This window comes from Coleofasciculus sp. B1-GNL1-01, assembly GCF_040220235.1.
Taxonomy (GTDB): Bacteria; Cyanobacteriota; Cyanobacteriia; order Cyanobacteriales; family Coleofasciculaceae; genus Coleofasciculus.
On record NZ_JAVJTO010000007.1, the window covers coordinates 1 to 20,297 of the forward strand.

Consider the following 20,297-nt stretch of genomic DNA (forward strand, 5'->3'; position numbering starts at 1 on the left):
GTTTAGGGAAAGCTCAGTGCGACTCGATAGTTCAACTGAGGCTTGTTCACAATCACTTGTACCTGCTTTTTCCAACAGCACCTCCACTGTTTTTTGAGCCTCATCTGACAAGCTCTCACGCCATAGACACCACTGTTTAAACGGACTGCCCAGCCTGGGTTCAGCCGCTTGAGTCATTTCACACCCCCACCCCCAGATACTTAAGAAGAGGGTGATCCCACTAATCCATTTCATTAACTTAATATATTGAAGACAACAAACAATTTAAAATTGATTTCCCATTAATTCGACTTCTAGGGAAGTCTACAGAGCCACTCTCTAGCGAGCCTCTCTGTGAAGAAATTATACACCCTTGGTTTTATAGGGGTCAAGCTCTGAGGTGAATAGCTCATTATTGTCCAAAATTCAATTATTCTGTTTTCAATAAATGGATAGTATAACTTTTTTGCGGGTAATTAATCATAATAACTCTAGCCGAATTAGTGGCGTGGTATAGCTAAAATTTTGAAATAAATTGTAGGTTGAATTGACGACAGCAAAACCAACAAAACATAGAGCTAATGTTTTCTCCTACAAGCCTAATTTAATTCATCAAATAAGGTGTACCACGCCAGTAGCATAATTCGCGGCTACGATCAGAAATTGCAAACACTTGGAGGACTGACTGGGCAAATTGGCTGTGTTATAGGATTGTCTTTAAGGGAAAGCCTAGTCAGATAAGTAAGTCTAGACAGAGGACTGATATCTTTTATTTGGTTTTCGTCGAGTTGAAGCCTATTTAGATTGATAAGTCTAGAGAGAGAACTTACATCTTTTATTTGGTTTTCGCTTAGGTAAAGGCTATTCAAATTGATAAGTCTAGATAGAGGACTGACATTTTTTATTTGGTTGTCGTTTAGGGAAAGCCTATTCAGATTGGTAAGTCCAGAGAGAGAACTTACCTCTTTTATTTCGTTACTCCAGAGAGCAAGCTCAGTCAGATTGGTAAGCCTAGATAGAGGACTGACATCTTTTATTTGGTTGTCGCTTAGGGAAAGGCTATTCAGATTGGTAAGTCCAGAGAGAGAACTTACCTCTTTTATTTCGTTACTCCGGAGGAAAAGCTCAGTCAGATTGGTAAGTCCAGAAAGAGAACTTACATCTTTTATTTCATTACCGCTTAGGGAAAGGCTATTCAGATTAGTAAGTCCAGAGAGAGGACTGACATCTTTTATTTGGTTTCTGTCGAGTAAAAGTTTCCTCAGATTGGTAAGTCCAGAAAGAGAACTGACATCTTTTATTTGGTTGGAGAAGAGGTTAAGTACAGTCAGATTGGTAAGTCCAGAGAGAGAACTTACCTCTTTTATTTCGTTACCGTAGAGGTTAAGCTCAGTCAGCTTGGTAAGCCTCGATAGAGAACTTACATCTTCTATTTGGTTGTCGCCGAGGTTAAGCTCAGTCAGATTGGTAAGCCTAGATAGAGGACTGATATCTTTTACTTGGTTAGCAAAGAGGTTAAGCTCAGTCAGATTGGTAAGTCCAGAGAGAGAACTTACATCTTTTATTTGGTTTTCGCCGAAGTTAAGCTCAGTCAGATTGGTAAGTCCAGAGAGAGGATTAACATCTTTTATTTGGTTACCGTAGAGGTTAAGCTCAGTCAGATTGGTAAGTCCAGAGAGAGAACTTACATCTTTTATTTGGTTAACGTAGAGATTAAGCTCAGTCAGATTGGTAAATCCAGAGAGAGGACTTACATCCTTTATGTGGTTACCGTAGAGGTTAAGCTCAGTGCGACTCGACAGTTCAACTGAGGCTTGTTCACAATCGCTTGTACCTGCTTTTTCCAACAGCACCTCCACTGTTTTTTGAGCCTCATCTGACAAGCTCTCACGCCATAGACACCACTGTTTAAACGGACTGCCCAGCCTGGGTTCAGCCGCTTGAGTCATTTCACATCCCCATCCCCAGATACTTAAGAAGAGGGTGATCCCACTAATCCATTTCATTAACTTAATATATTGAAGACAACAAACAATTTAAAATTGATTTCCCATTAATTCGACTTCTAGGGGAGTCTACAGAGCCACTCTCTAGGAGCCTCTCTGTGAATAATATCAAGAATAGCGAAATCATGGTAGTGCGTTTAGCGAAGCCATGCCGCAGGCTTTGCATCTTGCTCGCTACTCACTAATCGGACTGTCTTGAGTTTTGTCAATAGACCTCAAACCCTTACAAAGAACAAATGACACTCTCTATCGTTCACTTTAATTCCTTAAGGTTAGTAGCACTGACTTTAGAGTTTGTAGTCAGCGCTGTCTTCACTTCTGGCACGCTTCGTGCCTACTACGAACCCCGCTTAAGTCAGTGACATTCAACTTAGGTGACTTCTGATTGATCGGATTGAAACAGGTTTTTTGTATTCTTAATATAAAACCCTTCTTTCTCCCCTCTCCCCAGAGTGGGAGAGGGGCTGGGGGTGAGGGATTTCTGTTGATTGATAATACGCCTCCCAATTTGGTATGATTCCCTCAACCGTTACGCTTCAACCTAACCTAATCAGCATCTCGTCATGAAAATTCTCCATGGCACCTGGATTCCTCAACCCTCTGACGCATTCATCCAAACGGGCGCGTTTTATCTGTGGGTGGAAACGGATACCCCTTCTCCCCAGAAAACTGCCCAAAGTAATACTCATCCGGCTCAATTAACCCAAGCCGATTTAGTCAACCTTCTGGTCAATGAACTCGGCGTTTCCCCAACCTCATCTAGCCTGATTCAGGATCAGATTACTCCCCAATACTTTATTCTGCCCACCACTCAAGGGCAACCGCTTCCGTCACCGGAATTAAGCCGCTATCTGGAAATTGAATTGCCAGAATCCGTGGAGTGGCATATCTGGACAATTGATTGTTACCAGATTAGCCCAGTTTACCAAACATCTGGACGTAAATCTGGCGCAATCGCCCCCGTGATTAAATGCTTAAATGACCTGCATTTTATTGCCCTCTACAATCCCGCCGAACTGCAACTGGGGTCTGATTTACTGTTTTGGTATCACTACACCCAGTCCTTTAAACAGATTATCCTCAAAGACCAATATATTCCAGCCCTTAAATACAGAGAAATTCCGCCACCCAAAAGCAAACGGAAACGCAGCGCCAAAACTCAGTTATTTGAACTTTATCCAGCTTGGCAAATTATATCGGATCACTATGAAGAGACGATTGACTATTATCAAGACTATATGCCCCTTGCCTGTGTATCCGGTCACGCTAGTCCCCCCGAACCTATCGAATTTTACGACAAAGAAACCTTACTCCGCCATTTTTCTGAATGCTTGCTGACGGAGATTGTCACCAATACACCAATCCCGGCTGTCTTGGATAAAAGAATTAATCATTCTCTGATTACCGATTGCCTCTATTCCTCACAAACTCCTCTAGCACAAGCCCCTGAACCCGCCTTAGACCTCTATAAACAATGGTCAAGTTGGAAACAACAGATTAAGGGAGGATCTGATACCTCAACATTCCATCTTTGTTTTCAATTAGAAGACCCAGCGGAGGAGTCCCAAAACTCCTGGCAGATTCAGTTTATCGTCGCATCTAAAAAAGACCCCTCTCTAAAACTAGCCGTTGCCGACTATTGGACTCTAACTAAAAAAAAGAAAGCCACCGTTTATCAACAATTTGGTCAAGAGTTCGAGAAAACATTACTCCTTAATCTCGGTTATGCTGCCCGGATTTACCCGCAAATTTGGCGCGGCTTAGAAACCGACCAACCGACGGGATTAAACCTTACCTTAGAAGAGGCGTTCACCTTTCTCAAAGAACAAGCCTGGGTGCTAGAAGATGCCGGATATAAAGTCATTGTTCCCGCCTGGTGGACTCCCTCCGGGCGTCAACGTGCCAAGCTACGCCTCAAGGCTTCCCCGAAAACCTCTCAATCTACAAAAGCGGCGAGTAAGGGTTATTTTAATCTAGATACCATTATTCAATATCACTACCAACTCTCCATCGGCGGTCAAGTCGTCACCCCCCAGGAATGGCAACAGTTAGTGGCGGCAAAAACGCCTTTAGTCCAGTTTCGAGGTCAGTGGATTGAACTGGATAAAACTAAGATGCAGCAAATGCTGGACTTTTGGCAATCCCACCAGGAAGAAACAGCGGAAATGACACTGCTGGAGTTGCTCAAGAAAACCAGCGAAGCGGATACAGAGATAGAAGTCGAACATGATGCTATCTTAGGTCAAATGATGGCGTGCTTGAATAACCCCAGCCGCCTGGAACCGATTGACAATCCTGCTCAATTAAAAGGAACCTTAAGGGAGTATCAAAAACGCGGTGTGTCGTGGCTGCAATATTTAGAACAATTGGGACTCAATGGTTGTCTGGCGGATGATATGGGCTTGGGTAAATCGATTCAGATTATTGCCCAGTTAGTCAAGGAACGCGAAACCGAATCTTCGGTAGCCCCTACCTTGTTAATTGCGCCAACTTCGGTGGTGGGGAATTGGCAAAAAGAGATTGAAAAATTTGCCCCGCATTTGCGGACTTTAGTCCATCATGGGAGTAACCGAATTAAAACCGAAAAGGAGTTTAAATCAGCTAGCCAAACCCTTGATGTCATCATTACCTCATTTACCCTCGCCCGCAAAGACGAAAAACTGCTTAAACGTGTCACCTGGCACCGTTTAGTTCTCGACGAAGCCCAAAACATTAAAAATCCCAAAGCCGCCCAAACCAAAGCCATTCTCAAATTACCCGCCCCTCATCGGGTGGCGTTAACCGGAACGCCGATAGAAAACCGTTTATTAGACCTTTGGTCAATCTTCAACTTCCTCAATCCGGGCTATTTAGGCAAACAAGCCCAGTTTCGCAAAGCTTTTGAACTTCCGATTCAAAAAGACAATAACCGCCGACAATCAACGGTGTTAAAGCAGTTAGTTCAACCGTTGATTCTACGACGGGTGAAGACAGACAAACAGATTATTAAAGACTTACCCGATAAACTTGAACACAAACAGTATTGTCAGCTAACCCAAGAACAAGCCTCCTTGTATGAAGCCGTGGTCAAAGATGTGGAGGCAAAACTGGAAGAGGCTGAAGGAATAAACCGCAAAGGCTTAATTTTGTCAACCCTACTGAAACTGAAACAAGTTTGTAATCATCCCGCCCAGTTTCTCCAAGATAACAGTGAATTCTCGCCCACGCGATCGCATAAATTAGAACGCCTGATCGAAATGATTGAAGAAGTGAATGCGGAAGGGGAAAGTTTGCTGATTTTCACCCAATTTACAGATATTGGTAGCGCCCTAACCAACTACCTCAAACAGACCTTGCATTACAACACCTATTATATTCATGGCGGCATCAGTCGGGCAAAACGAGAGCAAATGATTACTGCCTTTCAAGACCCTGATACTGAACCCTCGGCGTTTATTTTATCCCTGAAAGCTGGAGGAGTCGGCATCACTTTAACCAAAGCCAATCACGTTTTTCATTTTGACCGTTGGTGGAACCCCGCCGTCGAAGATCAAGCCACTGACCGCGCCTTTCGGATTGGTCAAAAGAAGAATGTTTTTGTGCATAAGTTCGTGGCATTAGGCACGTTAGAAGAACGGATTGACCAGATGATTGAAGAGAAGAAAAAATTGTCGGGGACGATTGTCGGGGCGGATGAGTCGTGGTTAACGGAGTTAGATAATGAACGATTTAAACAGTTGATTGCTTTGAATAAAACCGCTATTTTATAAAGTGAGGATTGGGAATTTGAGTAAATTTTGGTGGGCAATGTCAACCCTACAAGTGCTATTAAATTGAGGAGTTATGCCGAATGTCTAGATTCAGCCGAACCTGGTGGGGCAAACGCTTTATTGATGCCTTAGAATCCTTTACCGACTCAGGTAGACTGGGACGGGGGCGTTCTTATGCCAGTGGGGGAAAGATTAAAGAGTATCAAATTATTCAAGGTCAAATAACCGCAAAAGTTAGGGGTTCAATTAATCCCTATTTTGGCGTTTATAAAGAACCCTTATACACCACAACCATTGAAATAAAACCAATTTCAGCAGCATCTTGGTCAAAGGCGATCGCGAATTTGTCATCTAAGGCAAGTTTCGTTTCTAAACTACTCATGAATGAGATGCCAGATAATATTGAAGAAGCATTTGCTGATGTCAACCTTCAATTGTTACCCAAAAGCCGTTCTGACTTTAATACTCATTGTTCTTGTCCCGACTGGTCAAATCCCTGTAAACATATCGCCGGGGTGTATTACTTAGTCGCCAACGAATTAGACGCCAACCCATTTTTACTCTTTGAACTCAGAGGTTTATCACCAGAAAAGCTACAGCAAGAACTGGCTAAATCCCCCCTAGGTCAAGTGTTATCCCAAGCCTTACAGGATCAAGAAGCCACCATAGAACCTGCCCAATCTTACTATACCCAGCCCGGAAAAATGCCACCCCCGTCATCTGTGAATCAGAAGGAGTTCTGGTTAGGAGAGAAACGATTACCCTCAAGGGTAGAGGTGGATGCAACTACAAATATTCCCGCCATTTTGATTAAAAAAGCCGGAGATATTCCTCCCTTTTGGCACAAGGATAGTTCGTTTATTGAGGCAATGGAACAAGTGTATCAGCGAGTGCGGACTAAAAATAAAGAGAGCTTTTGAAAAAAGGGGTGCTTTCGGTAGACTTGTTTGCGGCAAAAGTCCGTTGCGAAATTCACGAAATTCCAGTTATTGTTCGTTGTTGTTGTAGTGCGAGCATCTTGCTCGCTAAGTAGGGTCTGCTGAATAATTGGTTAGGGGAAGATGGGGGAGATGAAGGAGATGAGGGAGATGCTGCTTTTTAGGTAAAAGTGTAAGGTTTTATTCACAATTTAAATACGTGATATTAGGATGAGTATACAAACGAAATTGATATCATTCCAAATTTAAATGCGTGACAGCTTTTAATCCCGTTATAATAAAAATTTAAATCATATTTATCCTATATTCCCATAGCGAACGAGAATCTTATATTCCCATAGCGAGCGAGAATCCTATATTCCCATAGCGAACGAGAATCCTATATTTCCATAGCGAGCGAGACGCTCGCACTACGGGCTAATATAACAACAGGGAAATACAATGAAATTCAAAAAACCAATCCACCGATTAGAAATAGCAAAAGGCAGATACTTCATTACTTTTGTGACCTGGGAACGACTAGAACTAACCCCAAACGCTCGACAGGTTGTGCTAGAGGCTTGCCAATTCTTCCACAATCAACGATATCAGATATTTACTGGGGTTATTATGCCAGACCACGTACATCTACTGATTCAACCTTTCCTCAAAACTGAAACAGAGTTTTGGTCAATTGGCAGTATTTTGCATAGTATCAAAAGTTATAGCGCCAAACAAATTCCCAAAGTCATGAAACATATTGGGAAAGTTTGGCAAGATGGAAGATATGATAAGCTGATGAGGGATGAAAAGGAATTCGAGCAGTCATGGGAGTATATTAGACAAAATCCGGTTAAGGCAGGATTGTCAAAAACTCCGGAGGATTATCCTTTCTTTTGGGAGATATTTTGAAGGAGTGCGAGCATCTTGCTCGCTACCTAACAATTAGAGTTCGTAAGTAACATCGAATCATTTCATGTGTATTGTAGCTGGGAAGGCGATCGCGCCTTAAGCTGTTCGGCATTTAAACTTTATTGTCAAGCATTGCGAAATCCTTATGGGTAGTGCGACCATCTTGGTCGCTAGAGCACCAAACAACTTATTACTTACAAATGGGGGAATAACTTCAAAAAAGATTGCCGATAAAAATTTAAAACTCGTTGAGTATAATCCGCCGTGGAACCCTGATTATATTGCTGGGGATCACCCGTCATCCACCAAGCCGCCGCTCGCTGTACCGCTACTGTCTCATTGTTACCACTCGCCTCATACTGTTCATTAAATACATCTCCCATCACACAAACTAAAATAGTACGGGCAGTCGCCGGACTCGCTGCAAAATCGGCGGGTGTTAGTTCCTCTCCAATACATTGATTAGACCAACGAGGAATATTTTCTGGTTTAATTTGCCAATCACTGTAAAGTCCATCATTTTCGATTCCCGTTTGCGGTGCGGCGCGTCGTAATGCTTCCACTAAAGCAGCGACTTTTGTATCAGAAATCGCGTTATTGGCTGAGGAACGGGCGGCGGCTTGAGGCTGAGAGGCGGCTGACGATTGACTTTCCGTCGGTGGAGAGGATGATGCTGGTTTTGCCGCCGAGGGAGTCGGGGTGGGTTGAGCAGGAGTTGCAGATTGTTGCGTCTGGGGATTGCGGCGTTGCTGTTGGTAATTTTTCAGCACATTCTGAATGTAAGTGTAGGTGTAAGAGTTTTCAGGAATGCTATTATATTGACTCCCATCCCCAGTCATCCACCAAGCGGCTGCTCGTTGTATTGCCACCGACTCATTATTATTACTGGCACGAAACTGCTCATTCAACACATCCCGCATCACGCAAACCAAGATAGCCCGCGCTGTAACCGGACTCGCTTCAAAATCGGTCGGTGAAAGTTCTCGTCCAATACATTGCTTTGACCAGCGGGGAATGTTACCTGGTTTAATTTGCCAGTCGCTATAGAGTCCATCATCTGCCCTTCCCGTTTGCGGTGCGGCTAGTCGCAGGGCTTCCACAAGCGCTGAAACTTGAGCATCAGAGGCTTGAGCGTATACCGGGGAACTCCAGAATCCCAGAGAAAGTAACGCTGTACTCAGTAGGACTCGTTGAACTGGTTTAATGAATCTGAAACCCATGGCGACAACCCTTGTTTAGCTAAAGAAGTCAATCGTAGGCGTGGTTTTAGAATCAATTGTAGGGGTGGGTTTAGACATTAACGCTAGCTTACCCGCCAATAATTGTTCAACACAACCTGCCTTTATCTAATTGTAGGGGCTACGTTCTTCTGCCAAAGCGCTAATCTTATACTTAGAGACACCCAGACAGCCCGGTTGAAGGAGCAGTGCGATGAATAATCCATTTGACAAATATCAGATTAGTCCCCATAAGTTAGGGATACTCAGAAACCTGATGATGATGACGACAGGCGCTACAGTAGTTATCGCCCTGATTTTTGGCATTGGGTTATGGCGCACCGGGTCTCGTTTTTTGGGACAAGTGACAACCCTATTTAGCACCCCTCAACCCGCACCCGAAGTTGACGTGCGCTCCTTGATTGTCCAGCAAGTGCGGGAGGCTAGCGACTTAACCACGGCGGTGTTTACGATGGAGGCAGTAGTTCCGACTCGTCAAGCTCGGACATTGGCAGGGTATCCGATCGCGGAAACCACACTCCTTTATATTGCTTATGGTGAGGTGCGAGCTGGTGTCGATTTGGCAGAACTCAAACCAGAAAATGTGCAAACTGTCAATGATACGCTGCAACTTCAACTGCCACCCCCCAAAATTTTAGATAGCAAAATTGACGTGAATCGGTCTCAGGTGTATGACTACGATCGCGGATTCTTGGGATTAGGTCCCGATACAGCACCCCAGTTGCAGATGTTGGCGCAACAAGAGACGTTGAAAAAAATTGTCTTCAATGCCTGTGAGCAAGGGGTATTAGACAAAGCCAACGAACGCGCCGAACTGGTTGTGAGTCAGTTGTTGACGACAGCCGGATATAAACAGGTGGAGGTAAATACTCAATCCCCTGTACCAGGTACTTGTCAGTCGGCGGCGTTAGCCTCTCAGCCTGGTAATTGAGGAGATAGGGAGCAATGTAGAGACGTGCCATGGCACGTCTGGGAGATAGGTGTCAGATCAGGGAGATTTTGTAGGGGCGGGTTTCACTACTATCTTTTTGGTTACATCCAGATTTAACTAAACCCGCCCCGACTTGACATAAGACATAAGACGAATGACGAATGACCAATTTTTTGTTCCAGAAGTCCCTCAGGAGGATTACGCTGGAATTAGAGGACTTGTAAATATACCAATGAAGATGCGTAGGAGTAGTATAAAACCTTACCAAAGGGACAATTCGCTAATCCAGTCCAGGCAAAAGCAGTCTACGCCATGCCATCAATTGGCGAATGCGGGTAAACCCCCTTTGTTGCATGGGGTTCCCAGTCGAATTCATGAGGACGTAATTTGACAATGACTTACTGTCTGGGCATTATTAACCGTTTTGGTATAGTCTTAGCGGCAGACTCTCGCACCAATGCCGGGGTAGACTATATTTCTACTTACAATAAGCTTTTTGATTTTTCCCTGCCAGGAGAACGAGCGATTGTTATATGTACATCGGGAAACCTTTCGATTACCCAAGGGGTGATCAATCGGTTGCATCGGGATCTACAAAGTCAGGAAGAACTGAACATCCATTCCCTCCCGAATATGTATGAAGTGACTCGTTATATTGGCAGCAAACTGCGGCAAATTCAAGATCAAGACCGCCCTTGGTTAGAACGCGATCGCATTGATTTTAACTGTAGTTTGTTAGTCGGGGGTCAAATTCGCGGCGAAGCACCACAACTCTATCTGATTTACACTCAAGGGAATTTTATTCAAGCCACACTGGAAACGCCATTTTTGCAAATTGGCGAAACCAAGTATGGCAAACCCATTCTCGACCGAACTCTCACTTATGATATGCCCCTAGAGGCGGTTGCCAAGTGCGCTCTGCTGTCTATCGATTCAACCATGAAATCGAATATTTCAGTCGGACCTCCGATTAACTTGGTCATGTATGAAGCTGGCACATTTATGGCTCGCCAGAAACTGCAACTGCGCTTAGGTGATCCCTATCTGGCAAAGATTCGCAAATTGTGGGAAGATTCGTTACGACGGGCATTTGAATCCATGCCGAATATTGAATGGCAGCATCCAGTAGAGGATAATCAACAAGAAGATATTCTGATTGATTAAATTCCCCATTCCCTGACAAATGACAAATGACGAATGACAAAGGACAACTAACAAACCGATATTGGATTGGAGCGATCGCGGTTTTGGGAATGCTGGAGACGGCATTTCTCACCGTGGTTGAATGGTTAGGAAAAGCAGGGGAGATTTGTCCCACTCATGGCTGTCAGGCGGTGCTAGAAAGTCCTTACGCCCAGGTTTTTGGACTCCCTCTCCCCCTATTTGGGTTTCTTGGCTATACCACTTTGTTAGGGGTTTCCCTAGCACCCTTAGCGATTAAATCCTTGTCATCCGAGTGGGTGCAATCCAGTTGGCTAGTTATGCTGGCAATTACCACCTGTATGCTGGTGAGTAGCGGCTATCTGATGGTCGTGATGCTGTTTATTGTCAAGGGAATTTGTCCCTACTGCATCGCCTCGGCGCTGTTGTCCTTAATCCTATTTCTGTGGACTACCATCGGTCATGATTGGCAAGATATTAAGCAAGTTACGCTGACAGGATTGGCGGTTGGTTTGCTGACGTTCACGGGGATAGTGGGAGTCTATACTCAGGTTCCTAGCGCTAGCGCTAATACAGGAGAATCCAGTCCACCCATTACCCATATCTCCGGTGCGGCTGAACTCAGGTTAGCACGTCATTTGGACACTGTAGGGGCAAAGATGTATGGTGCATTTACTTGCCCTCATTGTCACGAACAAAAACAACTTTTTGGTCAAGCGGCATTTAATCAAATTGATTACATAGAATGCCATCCTCGTGGCAAGAATGCCCAACCCGAACGCTGTAAAGCTGCCAATATTAAAGGGGTTCCCACCTGGGAAATTAAGGGACAGTTTTATTCCGGGGTGCAACCCTTAGAACGATTGGCAGATATTTCGGGTTATCAGGGTTCAGAGGCGTTTAAGTACGAGTTTCCTTATTAATCTGTTCACGGAACTTATGAACACAATTGAGTGGAAAGTTCCCCGATTATATCCCGAAGTTCAGCAGAGGGATTATCTACCCGATAGACTTCTTGCAGCGCATCTGACCAAAGTTGCTGTTTGCTAAAATAATTGGCTCGTTCTAATGCCATTTCTTCAGTCGTTGCCCCTTTTTCCTTCAATTGTGCGGCTAAAATAATCAATCGCACCCGAATGCGATCGCGCTGTTTGCCATTGAGGACGGTAAAGGGTATAAATCGTATAGGTTGGCTATCGTCTGCCTGATCAAAAATGACCCAGTGGTAGGTTTGACCAGGTTCTAATGGATCTCCTGTATAACTTACACGATTCACGCTTTCTGTCTCACTGGCTGCAATGGGTTGACGCCAAATCATCTGCTCACTATTTGCCTGACGAATGCCAATTCCACCGATTTTTCCTTGCCAAACAAATACGGGGCGATTATGCCAAAGTGTAGCTGAATTTCTATGGTATTCTGGTGTAATTAGGCAAAGTTCAACAGGTCGTGAGCCTAAGGGCGGATCTTCCTGGCGATTTAACAAGTCACGGCGAATGGTTCTCCAGGATACATCAGGATGAATAGGGGCGGTTAGCGCCAGCTTTGCTGAAGATAAAACGAGACAAGTTGTCAGAAATAAACACTGTATTCTGTTAAGATTCACCATTCAATCGTCTCCAAAAAATAGGTAGTGCGTAAATCCAAATTGTAACCGATGGTAAAACCAAGGGAACCAATAGGGCGGCGGAAATATAAACCTGTAAGCTAATGATTCCATAAATAGCGGTGGCACTGGTTAATAGTAGTAACCCTTGTCCTGTCCGAATTTGTCGGCGTTCACTGATGAGTAATACCATTCCTTTACCGAGAAATGCTGCAATACCAACCATCCATAAATCTGGTATGGGAATTACTAATCGCTGGCTTAATAAATGGTGCATGGTATAGGCATGAGATTCACCCCCTGTATATACAGGGGGATAATTCAGGTGCGGATTTTGCGATCGCCAATAGTCTACAGCCATAGGAATGGGAAAGTTATCACTCCCTCCATCGGTTACCCCAGCTTGGTCATATCCGCCCGCCGCAATCAGGACAACTTGCTGGTTTAATTGTGCCGCTGTTGGTGCATTATCGGTATTTTCTAGTAACTCCCAAGCGGCAATTGTTTGATACGCATAATCGGGGGGAATGGAAAAATCAATAATTGGATATAACCAAAGTTGTTGAAAATTTCGCGATGGGTTCGTAATTGCAGGAAGACGCAACGGATGCAAAAATTCCGTGAGGGAATTGGGTGCAGGATTGTTGTCTAAATAGTGAATGAATCGGGTGCGGAAATCTGCCGATGAATCCGTCTCGGTTAATCGCTGCGGTTGGGGTAAATTTGGATTAGGGGTTTGATTAGCGGCGTGGGCGAGGGCTAATAAATAAGCAAAGGAACAACTATCGGCACAATTGGCATTAGGGGAGAGAAGTTTGGTATACCAAAGCGGCGCATTAATATAAGCCTCTAAACTCCAATTAGGGTGGGCGAGACTATCAATGATTCCTAGTTCTTCGTTCCCAGTTTTTGCCGAAGCAAAGACTAACCAGGTTTGTTTTTTATCAATGGATTGCTGAATAGACTGCGCCAGAACCTCATCTTCATCGGTGGGACTATCCAGGAGATAATCTAAGCCAATCACTTTGGCATCTAAGGCGGTAAGCTGATCAATAAGACGGGCTAAATAGGTGCGGTCAATAGGATTAATTCGTCGCGCATCAATATTAGCGTGGATGAGAGACTCGCGATCAATATGCACTAAGAGAACAGGGGGAGATTTCTCTGTAGGAAGCTGTTCAGTAATGTTCCGGTAAACCGACTGCATCCAAACCCGCCGTTCCAGTAGAAAATCTTGCACCCCAGGGCGTAAACTAAGAAACATGAGAACCAAAAGTGCGATCGCTTCAGGTTTCGTCGGTAACCAACGTTTTATCCGTTGCTTCCAGCCTGTGGGTTCTAAGCGAAAGGGGGGCGCGTCAGGATGGCGAAATAGGGAGGGAACTAGATAGGCGCTAGGATAGGTGAGATGCTTTTCTAACTTGAGATACTGACAGGCTTCCCGCAGAGAGTCTTGCACATCATGAAACTGGGCTAACCGTTGCAGAAACTGCACCAGGAATTCTTGGGCGACTTGGTTGTGAATCGGTTCTCGCATCACCGCCACCTGAGGAAAGCCCAAATCAATCAGGGAATTGGCTAAACTGAGTCCATTACAGGAGTTAAACAGGGCAAACTGTAAGCCGCGTTCCTTGGCGATTTTCAGAGGGGTGACGATTTCACTGAAATTCAGAGACACTCCGGGCGCGATCGCAAACTCTCCTCCGGTTAAGATGGTTTCATTACTATGACCTGCGAAAAATAAGATATCCCAGCCTTGTGTATCGGTGATTTGCTTGACAATTTCCGTTTTTAATGATTCAGTGTCCTGTCCCGGTTGCCAACCGACAAACACAACCTCAGCCATTCCAGAGAGCGATCGCACCGCCTCTTGATCCGCATTAAAATTTAATCCGGTATCATCTCCCCAAATCACCAAAACCCGCGCCCGTCGCCGCCGCCTGGGTGTGACAGTGGTGCCTTGAATGGTTAGAGGGGTTCGCAGGATATGAATTTGACCCTGTACCGCAAACTCCGTCCCAATTTCCCAAGCTTCCCAGGGTAATCGGGCAAGTTCTAGGGGATTACAGGTAATAAAAATTTCAATAATCGGCGTAGTGTCTTGTATCCCCTGATCTCGAACCGCCTGAACGATACGAGAACGAAGTTCAAACAACTCCCCTCGCCGCAACCATTGATGAAACTCGTAGAGTAATTTTGCCTCAGCTTGAACCAGTTTAGCGTGCCAATCGACAGGGGGTTTCCTCAAGTTCCCCATCTGAGACACCCGCCCTCGCAGCGCTTGCTTATAGAAACTCAGATAGACTGAACTCCACTCCTGATACAGTGTGGTTAGGGTTTCTGGATAGGGTACAGTCACACCAATTTGTTGTCCTCGTCCCCAGGACAACTCAAACAGACAAGCCTGTTCGACGCGCTGAACTTTGAGATGGAACACAAAACGGTTGGGAGTCATAGTCGATGAGAATCGCCAATTGGCAACCAAAATGCCTCGTGTCTTGATTTTATCTCTCAGCCATAAAGTTGGACTTTGGACAAAAAAAGCCCCAAGTATTCAGCAGACCCTAATTATAACCAATGACCAATGACCAATGACCAATGACCAATGACCAATGACCAATGACCAATGACCAATGACCATTCTCAAGCCAATCCCTGAGAGACAAAACCAGCCCAATAATAGGGATGAGAAAAAGGCTGTTTCTCCTTTGCCAACGACTGCAAACGCTGCTGCTGTACCTGAATCTTATCCGCTAATTCCTGCCACTTCTGACACTCAGCCACATCACCTTTAACTTTTGCATGATTCCGCCGAGTCACCGCCTGATCATACTGCTGTTGCAACGACTTGCCCATCTCCCCTTGATAATTCCTGGCAAACTCCTCTCCAGTTAAATTCCGCAATTTAATCTGCCCCTGCTGTAACGCCTGAGAACGGCTCATCCCCGCCTGACGAAAATTGTAGTAAAAAATCGCTAACAGGGCGCTGGCTAAGTCCTCTACCGACCACTGCGTACTCACCACACTCCTGGCTCCAGCACAGAGAAATCCGGTAGCTAAACTGAGTAAATCATCGGTCAGTTCGTTAACACTAAAATTGACCTCACAGCAGCAGGCAAAGACATCGGATAAATTGGGCATTCGCCAACCGGGGCTGATGAGTTGACTCAAGGTTAGAGAACCATCCCCTAATACTAAATAAGAGTTTAGAGGTTGTGCAGGATTCGATGTGGCATGATGGCTAGAGTGGAGAACTTGCACCTGTGAGGCTAAGGTTTGGTATTCGGTTACTGTCGCCTTGCGCCCTTGCAGGCGTTTGTCAGCAGAAACGCCGTAGGATTGGGCTAGGGTTTCGCATTCGTAGCGGCTGAAAAGTAAGTCTTCTGTGGCATCTTCAACAATACCCATTGTCGGCTGATTTTGGATTGGTGGGCGTTGCTGGCAATAGTAGAGAATTTGGCAGCTTGGTACAATGCGAATTCGGAATAAATCGCCTAAATAGGTGGTGGGAGTTACGGTTACTTTGGGTTGAAATTTTTTGCCAATCACTAACCCCCGTGTTTCTCCATTTCTCCGTGTTTTTCCCTCATTTCCTATCCTCGTAGAGACGTTCCGGTGGAACGTCTCATCCCGGTGGAACGTCTCATCCTGGTGGAACGTCTCATCCCGGTGGAACATCTCTATCCCATCAATCGGTAATGCAGCAAAAGGCATTTGATGTAAACGCAAATGAGGCACAATAATTAATTCCTCAATTCCGGTGAGATACTGATCAATCAAATCCTTTAACTGCAAACGCTGGGCAAGTTCTTTGAGAAATAAACCCATGTTTTCTCGCCATTCTGAATTTGAGCCAATATAATAGGGAATAAACCAGTTTTTACCTATCCAATTCTGGAATGTTTTAATCCCCTGTCCTTGGCAGGTATAAACTTGTGGATTCTTATCCTTAAGCAGGATAAAAATATGAGTATCTTCTTGGGTGGTATAGAAACTCAGCAAAGCAGTAGTATCATTTGGGATTAACTCCTGCATCTGGTCTAAATTCAGATGTTCCACCTGAATTTGTCCCGCTAATACCGGATCATAACGGCGTAGTTGTTTCCAAACCTGTTGTTTTTGTTCCTCTAATCTCTGAATTTCTGCTTGGTTGGCGGTTAATGCTTCCCCATCGGGCAATCGACGACTCCTGGTTAATGCTGGCGTCGCTTCTGTTTGAGAACTAAACCGTAGGGCATTAATCCGCTGGTGCAGTTCCTCATAGTCGATTAACAATTCTTGGACTTCTGGCGTAATTTCTCCCCCTGGGTTAAGGATATCACTTGCCATCAATTCGACTAAGCGTTGACAACGGAAACGTTCGGTATATTCTAAAGCTTTGGCAATTTCACCAGTATTCAGATAAGCTTGGATGATTCTTTCATAGACATAAATTGACTCCGTGAGAATTTCTTGGCGGCGTTCTTCATCTATCACCCAGTTGCGACTTTGTTCTACGGCTTTGATAGCTAGTTCGTAGCTTTGAATCGCCAAGTTAAAATCGTGATTATCCCAGGCGAGGTTGCCTAAATTACGGCTAGTTTGCAAGCAATCAATTGGGAAGTTATTAGGAGTATAGACAAGTAAAGCGTGATGATAATGGGCGATCGCCGCTTCTAAATTCTCTGCCCTATCCCCCCGTATTCTATATGAGTAGGCAATCGCCAGATTGTTTTGAGTCATTGCCCAATCTTGGGGAAAGTCTGACTGGGTAAGCACAAGTAAAGCGTTATCATAATGTGCGATCGCCGCTTCTAAATTCTCTGCCCTATCCCCCCGTATTCTATTATTGTAGGCAGCCGCCAGATTGTTTTGAGTACCTGCCCATTGTTGGGGAAAGTCTGACTGGGTACGGACAAGTAAAGCGTTATGATAATGTGCGATCGCGGCTTCTAAATTCTCTGCCCTATCCCCGCGTATTCTATTACGGTAGGCAGCCGCCAGATTGTTTTGAGTCATTGCCCATTGTTGGGGAAAGTCTGACTGGGTAAAAACGGTAGCAACGGCTTGATAGCCAGCAATCGCAATTTCTTTGTTGCTGGCGATATTTCCTAAAGGAAACTCTTGCATCAAATTACTGAAATCAAAAATAGTCGCAGCGATAAAATTGGCAGCGTCTGGTTCAATGTCAGCTAAGGTTTTCCTTGCCCCTGCTGTTAATATCTGGGCAAAGTTATCATCCAGCTTATCCAGATTATTCTGTAGCAGAGGGTAGATTGACTGAGGACTGTTGTCAGTTGCGACTGCCTGCAATACAGACATCAAGAAATCGAGATAGTCTTCAGGTGTTACCGAGGTTGAACCCAACCCTCCCAACTCCCCTTCATTACTAGAGAAGTGGGGAGTATTTCCCCCCTTTCCTTGCAGGAGAGGGGCAGGGGGAGAGGTTGAAGAAATTCCCAACATTTCCGCTAATTTTGCCGCTAACTTTAGTAACCAATTCGCGGCATTCTCATTTCCCGCCTCAGCCATTTGCGCCGCAACTACTACCATTATCTGCACAAACTCCTGATCCACTAATTCGGCGTTCGCCTGCAATAATGATACTTCTTCCCCATCGGGACAAGTTAACAGGGATTCAATCAAATTAATATAGGCAGTCATTCGTTGTTCGTCCATGGGTGTTTCTCCTCGGCATTCAGAACATTTACATAAACCAAAGATTGAACAGTTAAAGTAGGTTGGGTAGAGCGATAGCGAAACCCAACAAATTAAAATACTGAGTGGGTTACTCTACCCTTCAGGTTTTCCTCTAGAGTACAAGAAGGCTTTGCATACGTTGCTTAACCTCACTATATTTCAGCCTCATTTTCAAGGTAAGAGAAATTGAATTCTCATTTGTCAAAAAGGTTAAAGAAGTATCTACACCTCCACCACCTCAAACGCCTGATAAAACCCCCGCCAATTTTCCTCACCTTCCAAATTAACCCACAATTGATGCAACCGTTCCGTATCCCAAATCGGCGCAGGTTCCTCCTCATTCACATCTAACCAGGGAAACTCTAACCAGCGATTCACCACAATCCCCAGAAACTCTTCTTTTCCCAGACTATCAAACTTAATTTTATCCTGTTCACACATCGCCCCAAGCTGAGGCACAAGAATTGTTTCTCCCGTGAGTCGATTCTTTGGCGCAAACGCGGCTGATGGACACATTACATACTGACTCTCACCGCCGCGATTCAGTAATAATAAATGTCCCGCATCACACTCTAAATCAATATGCATCATCGAGGGAATATTTACCCCAATCACAGGTTGTTCTCGCGTCTTCCCCACAGGAACCACTAATTTTTTATCCCCCGGATTAACCGGAGTAAATCGAATCCAATCTGCTGGAGAATTCGCCTGCTTCACCAACCCCTGCCAAATCCAATCCAATTGCCATCGCGGGAACTTATCCTCCCACAACCACTGATAAACCACCTCCCACGCGCCCTTTTTACCCCGTTGTCGCTGAATTAACGGCGCTGTATTCACGCCATCCTTTGCCATTTCCTCACCACACACCTCCACCAGCCGCCGAATTACATTTTGTACGGTTGTATTAATTGAGGTTTGACAATTAACCCCCTGTAACGGTTCTGTCTGACTCATTTGTTTAGCGATTTCCAGATGAGACGGCTGAGACTCGCGACGCTGAAACCGCAGCGGAAAGAAGATGTGTTCTCTGAGATGTTTATCGGTAAAATTTTGTGGAAACAACTGCTGGTTGATATCGTCCAGAAAGTTTTGATTGTAATTCATATTGTTAACCCTAAGTTTTCGATATTTTAACCCTCATCCTCTCTATCCCCCTACCGTCTTCTTTCAGCGCCTAACTTTTTAGGAGAAGTCTAGAAACCTGAATCGGGGCGGGTTTAGCCACATCTGGATGCAACCCAAAAGATAGTAGTGAAACCCGCCCCTACACAATCTCTCACTCAAAACCAGGTTTCCTTGAACGAAGCAAAGGGTCAAAACTTACCTCCTTTCCTTGTGTCACATACCGTGAAAAGTTAGCTACTTGCTCCCTTTTTGTTTCCCTCTTGCTCCCCTCTTGCTCCCCTCTTGCTCCCCTCTTGCTCCCCTCTCCCAAGCTTGGGAGAGGGGCTGAGGGTGAGGGCTGGCTTAACTTAACCTAGATAGCAAGCCTTGCGCCCCTCCATTTAACGTAGCAAAACCGATGTAAATTGTCAGTAGAAATACCCTAAAAAATAAAAGCTACTATTTTCAGCTATTTCCGATTATTTCCCTCTATTTATAAACCATTTACACCTATTTGCAGACAATTAACTGCAAATTATCACCACACCAATCAATCAAATAACTTTTTCTAACTACCTACTTCCAGTTTTCAATCTATTTTTCCCGTCGCCACACTAGACCTCATAACCCCAAAATTAACGAGGTCAAGCCATGAAATCCCCAACATCAAAAACCTGGAAAAAGAAACTCTGGCTATTAGCCGAATTCCTAATTCCTAATCTCATCGGCTGGTTGTTCAAATCCAACCTGGAACCCGGCGTCAGTCTTTGCTTTCTACTGTGGAATTGGCTCATGGATGAAGAGACACCATCCGATGAACGCCAACGCCGCAAATCCTGGCTCACGTTCTTAATTCTTTCGGGTATGGTGTTAGCCATATCCTTCAGCCAACCCTCACCCCCCGTTGATTGGCAGACACCTGTCACTTTCCCGTCTCGCCAATCAACCCTATAAGCTGTTCGGCATTTAAACCTTAATGTCAATAATGGTGAAATCCTTGTAGTGCGAGCAT

Annotated in this window: 13 protein-coding genes and 1 pseudogene; 7 read left to right on the forward strand and 7 right to left on the reverse strand. The window is 44.7% G+C overall.

Annotated elements, in window-relative coordinates:
* Positions 1–234 (reverse strand): annotated as a pseudogene (locus RID53_RS01615) (leucine-rich repeat domain-containing protein); the annotation flags it as partial.
* A 401-nt stretch (positions 235–635) separates the two neighbouring features.
* Complete coding sequence (locus tag RID53_RS01620) at positions 636–1,985, reverse strand: leucine-rich repeat domain-containing protein (RefSeq protein WP_446386459.1); 1,350 nt, start codon at positions 1,983–1,985, stop codon at positions 636–638.
* A 563-nt stretch (positions 1,986–2,548) separates the two neighbouring features.
* Here RID53_RS01620 and RID53_RS01625 point away from each other — a divergent pair.
* The 3 genes from RID53_RS01625 to RID53_RS01635 all read left to right on the forward strand — a co-directional run bounded on the left by RID53_RS01625 (position 2,549) and on the right by RID53_RS01635 (position 7,563).
* Positions 2,549–5,734, forward strand: a complete 3,186-nt coding sequence (locus RID53_RS01625; RefSeq protein WP_446386460.1) for a DEAD/DEAH box helicase — start codon at positions 2,549–2,551, stop codon at positions 5,732–5,734.
* Positions 5,735–5,814: 80 nt separating this feature from the next.
* On the forward strand, positions 5,815–6,654 hold the full coding sequence (locus RID53_RS01630) for an SWIM zinc finger family protein (protein ID WP_446386461.1): 840 nt from the start codon (positions 5,815–5,817) through the stop codon (positions 6,652–6,654).
* 459 nt (positions 6,655–7,113) lie between these two features.
* A complete protein-coding gene (locus RID53_RS01635; RefSeq protein WP_446386462.1) occupies positions 7,114–7,563 on the forward strand; it encodes an REP-associated tyrosine transposase in 450 nt (149 codons plus the stop codon).
* 194 nt (positions 7,564–7,757) lie between these two features.
* On the opposite strand, the gene RID53_RS01640 is transcribed toward RID53_RS01635, so the two are convergent.
* Positions 7,758–8,783 (reverse strand): hypothetical protein, encoded by a 1,026-nt coding sequence (locus tag RID53_RS01640; RefSeq protein WP_446386463.1) that lies wholly within the window; start codon positions 8,781–8,783, stop codon positions 7,758–7,760.
* A 211-nt stretch (positions 8,784–8,994) separates the two neighbouring features.
* Between RID53_RS01640 and RID53_RS01645 the strand changes: the two genes are divergently transcribed.
* From RID53_RS01645 to RID53_RS01655, 3 genes are all read left to right on the forward strand, one after another.
* Positions 8,995–9,732: a DUF4230 domain-containing protein gene (locus tag RID53_RS01645; protein WP_446386464.1), complete on the forward strand. Its 738-nt coding sequence runs from the start codon at positions 8,995–8,997 to the stop codon at positions 9,730–9,732.
* Positions 9,733–10,125: 393 nt separating this feature from the next.
* On the forward strand, positions 10,126–10,896 hold the full coding sequence (locus RID53_RS01650) for a peptidase (protein WP_446374406.1): 771 nt from the start codon (positions 10,126–10,128) through the stop codon (positions 10,894–10,896).
* A gap of 26 nt (positions 10,897–10,922) precedes the next feature.
* On the forward strand, positions 10,923–11,816 hold the full coding sequence (locus tag RID53_RS01655) for a vitamin K epoxide reductase family protein (RefSeq protein WP_446386465.1): 894 nt from the start codon (positions 10,923–10,925) through the stop codon (positions 11,814–11,816).
* A gap of 14 nt (positions 11,817–11,830) precedes the next feature.
* On the opposite strand, the gene RID53_RS01660 is transcribed toward RID53_RS01655, so the two are convergent.
* The 4 genes from RID53_RS01660 to RID53_RS01675 form a co-directional block, all read right to left on the reverse strand.
* Positions 11,831–12,502 carry a hypothetical protein gene (locus RID53_RS01660; RefSeq protein ID WP_446386466.1) on the reverse strand — a complete coding sequence of 224 codons (672 nt, stop codon included), beginning with the start codon at positions 12,500–12,502 and terminating at the stop codon, positions 11,831–11,833.
* Positions 12,489–14,954 carry a CHASE2 domain-containing protein gene (locus RID53_RS01665; RefSeq protein ID WP_446386467.1) on the reverse strand — a complete coding sequence of 822 codons (2,466 nt, stop codon included), beginning with the start codon at positions 14,952–14,954 and terminating at the stop codon, positions 12,489–12,491. The genes RID53_RS01660 and RID53_RS01665 overlap by 14 nt, the downstream gene beginning before the upstream one ends.
* 188 nt (positions 14,955–15,142) lie before the next feature.
* The gene (locus RID53_RS01670) at positions 15,143–18,157 is read right to left on the reverse strand and encodes a CHAT domain-containing protein (RefSeq protein WP_446386468.1); all 3,015 of its coding nucleotides are present in this window, start codon (positions 18,155–18,157) and stop codon (positions 15,143–15,145) included.
* 243 nt (positions 18,158–18,400) lie between these two features.
* The gene (locus RID53_RS01675) at positions 18,401–19,285 is read right to left on the reverse strand and encodes a hypothetical protein (RefSeq protein ID WP_446386469.1); all 885 of its coding nucleotides are present in this window, start codon (positions 19,283–19,285) and stop codon (positions 18,401–18,403) included.
* A 651-nt stretch (positions 19,286–19,936) separates the two neighbouring features.
* Here RID53_RS01675 and RID53_RS01680 point away from each other — a divergent pair.
* Positions 19,937–20,239: a hypothetical protein gene (locus RID53_RS01680; protein WP_446386470.1), complete on the forward strand. Its 303-nt coding sequence runs from the start codon at positions 19,937–19,939 to the stop codon at positions 20,237–20,239.
* Positions 20,240–20,297 lie beyond the last annotated feature (58 nt).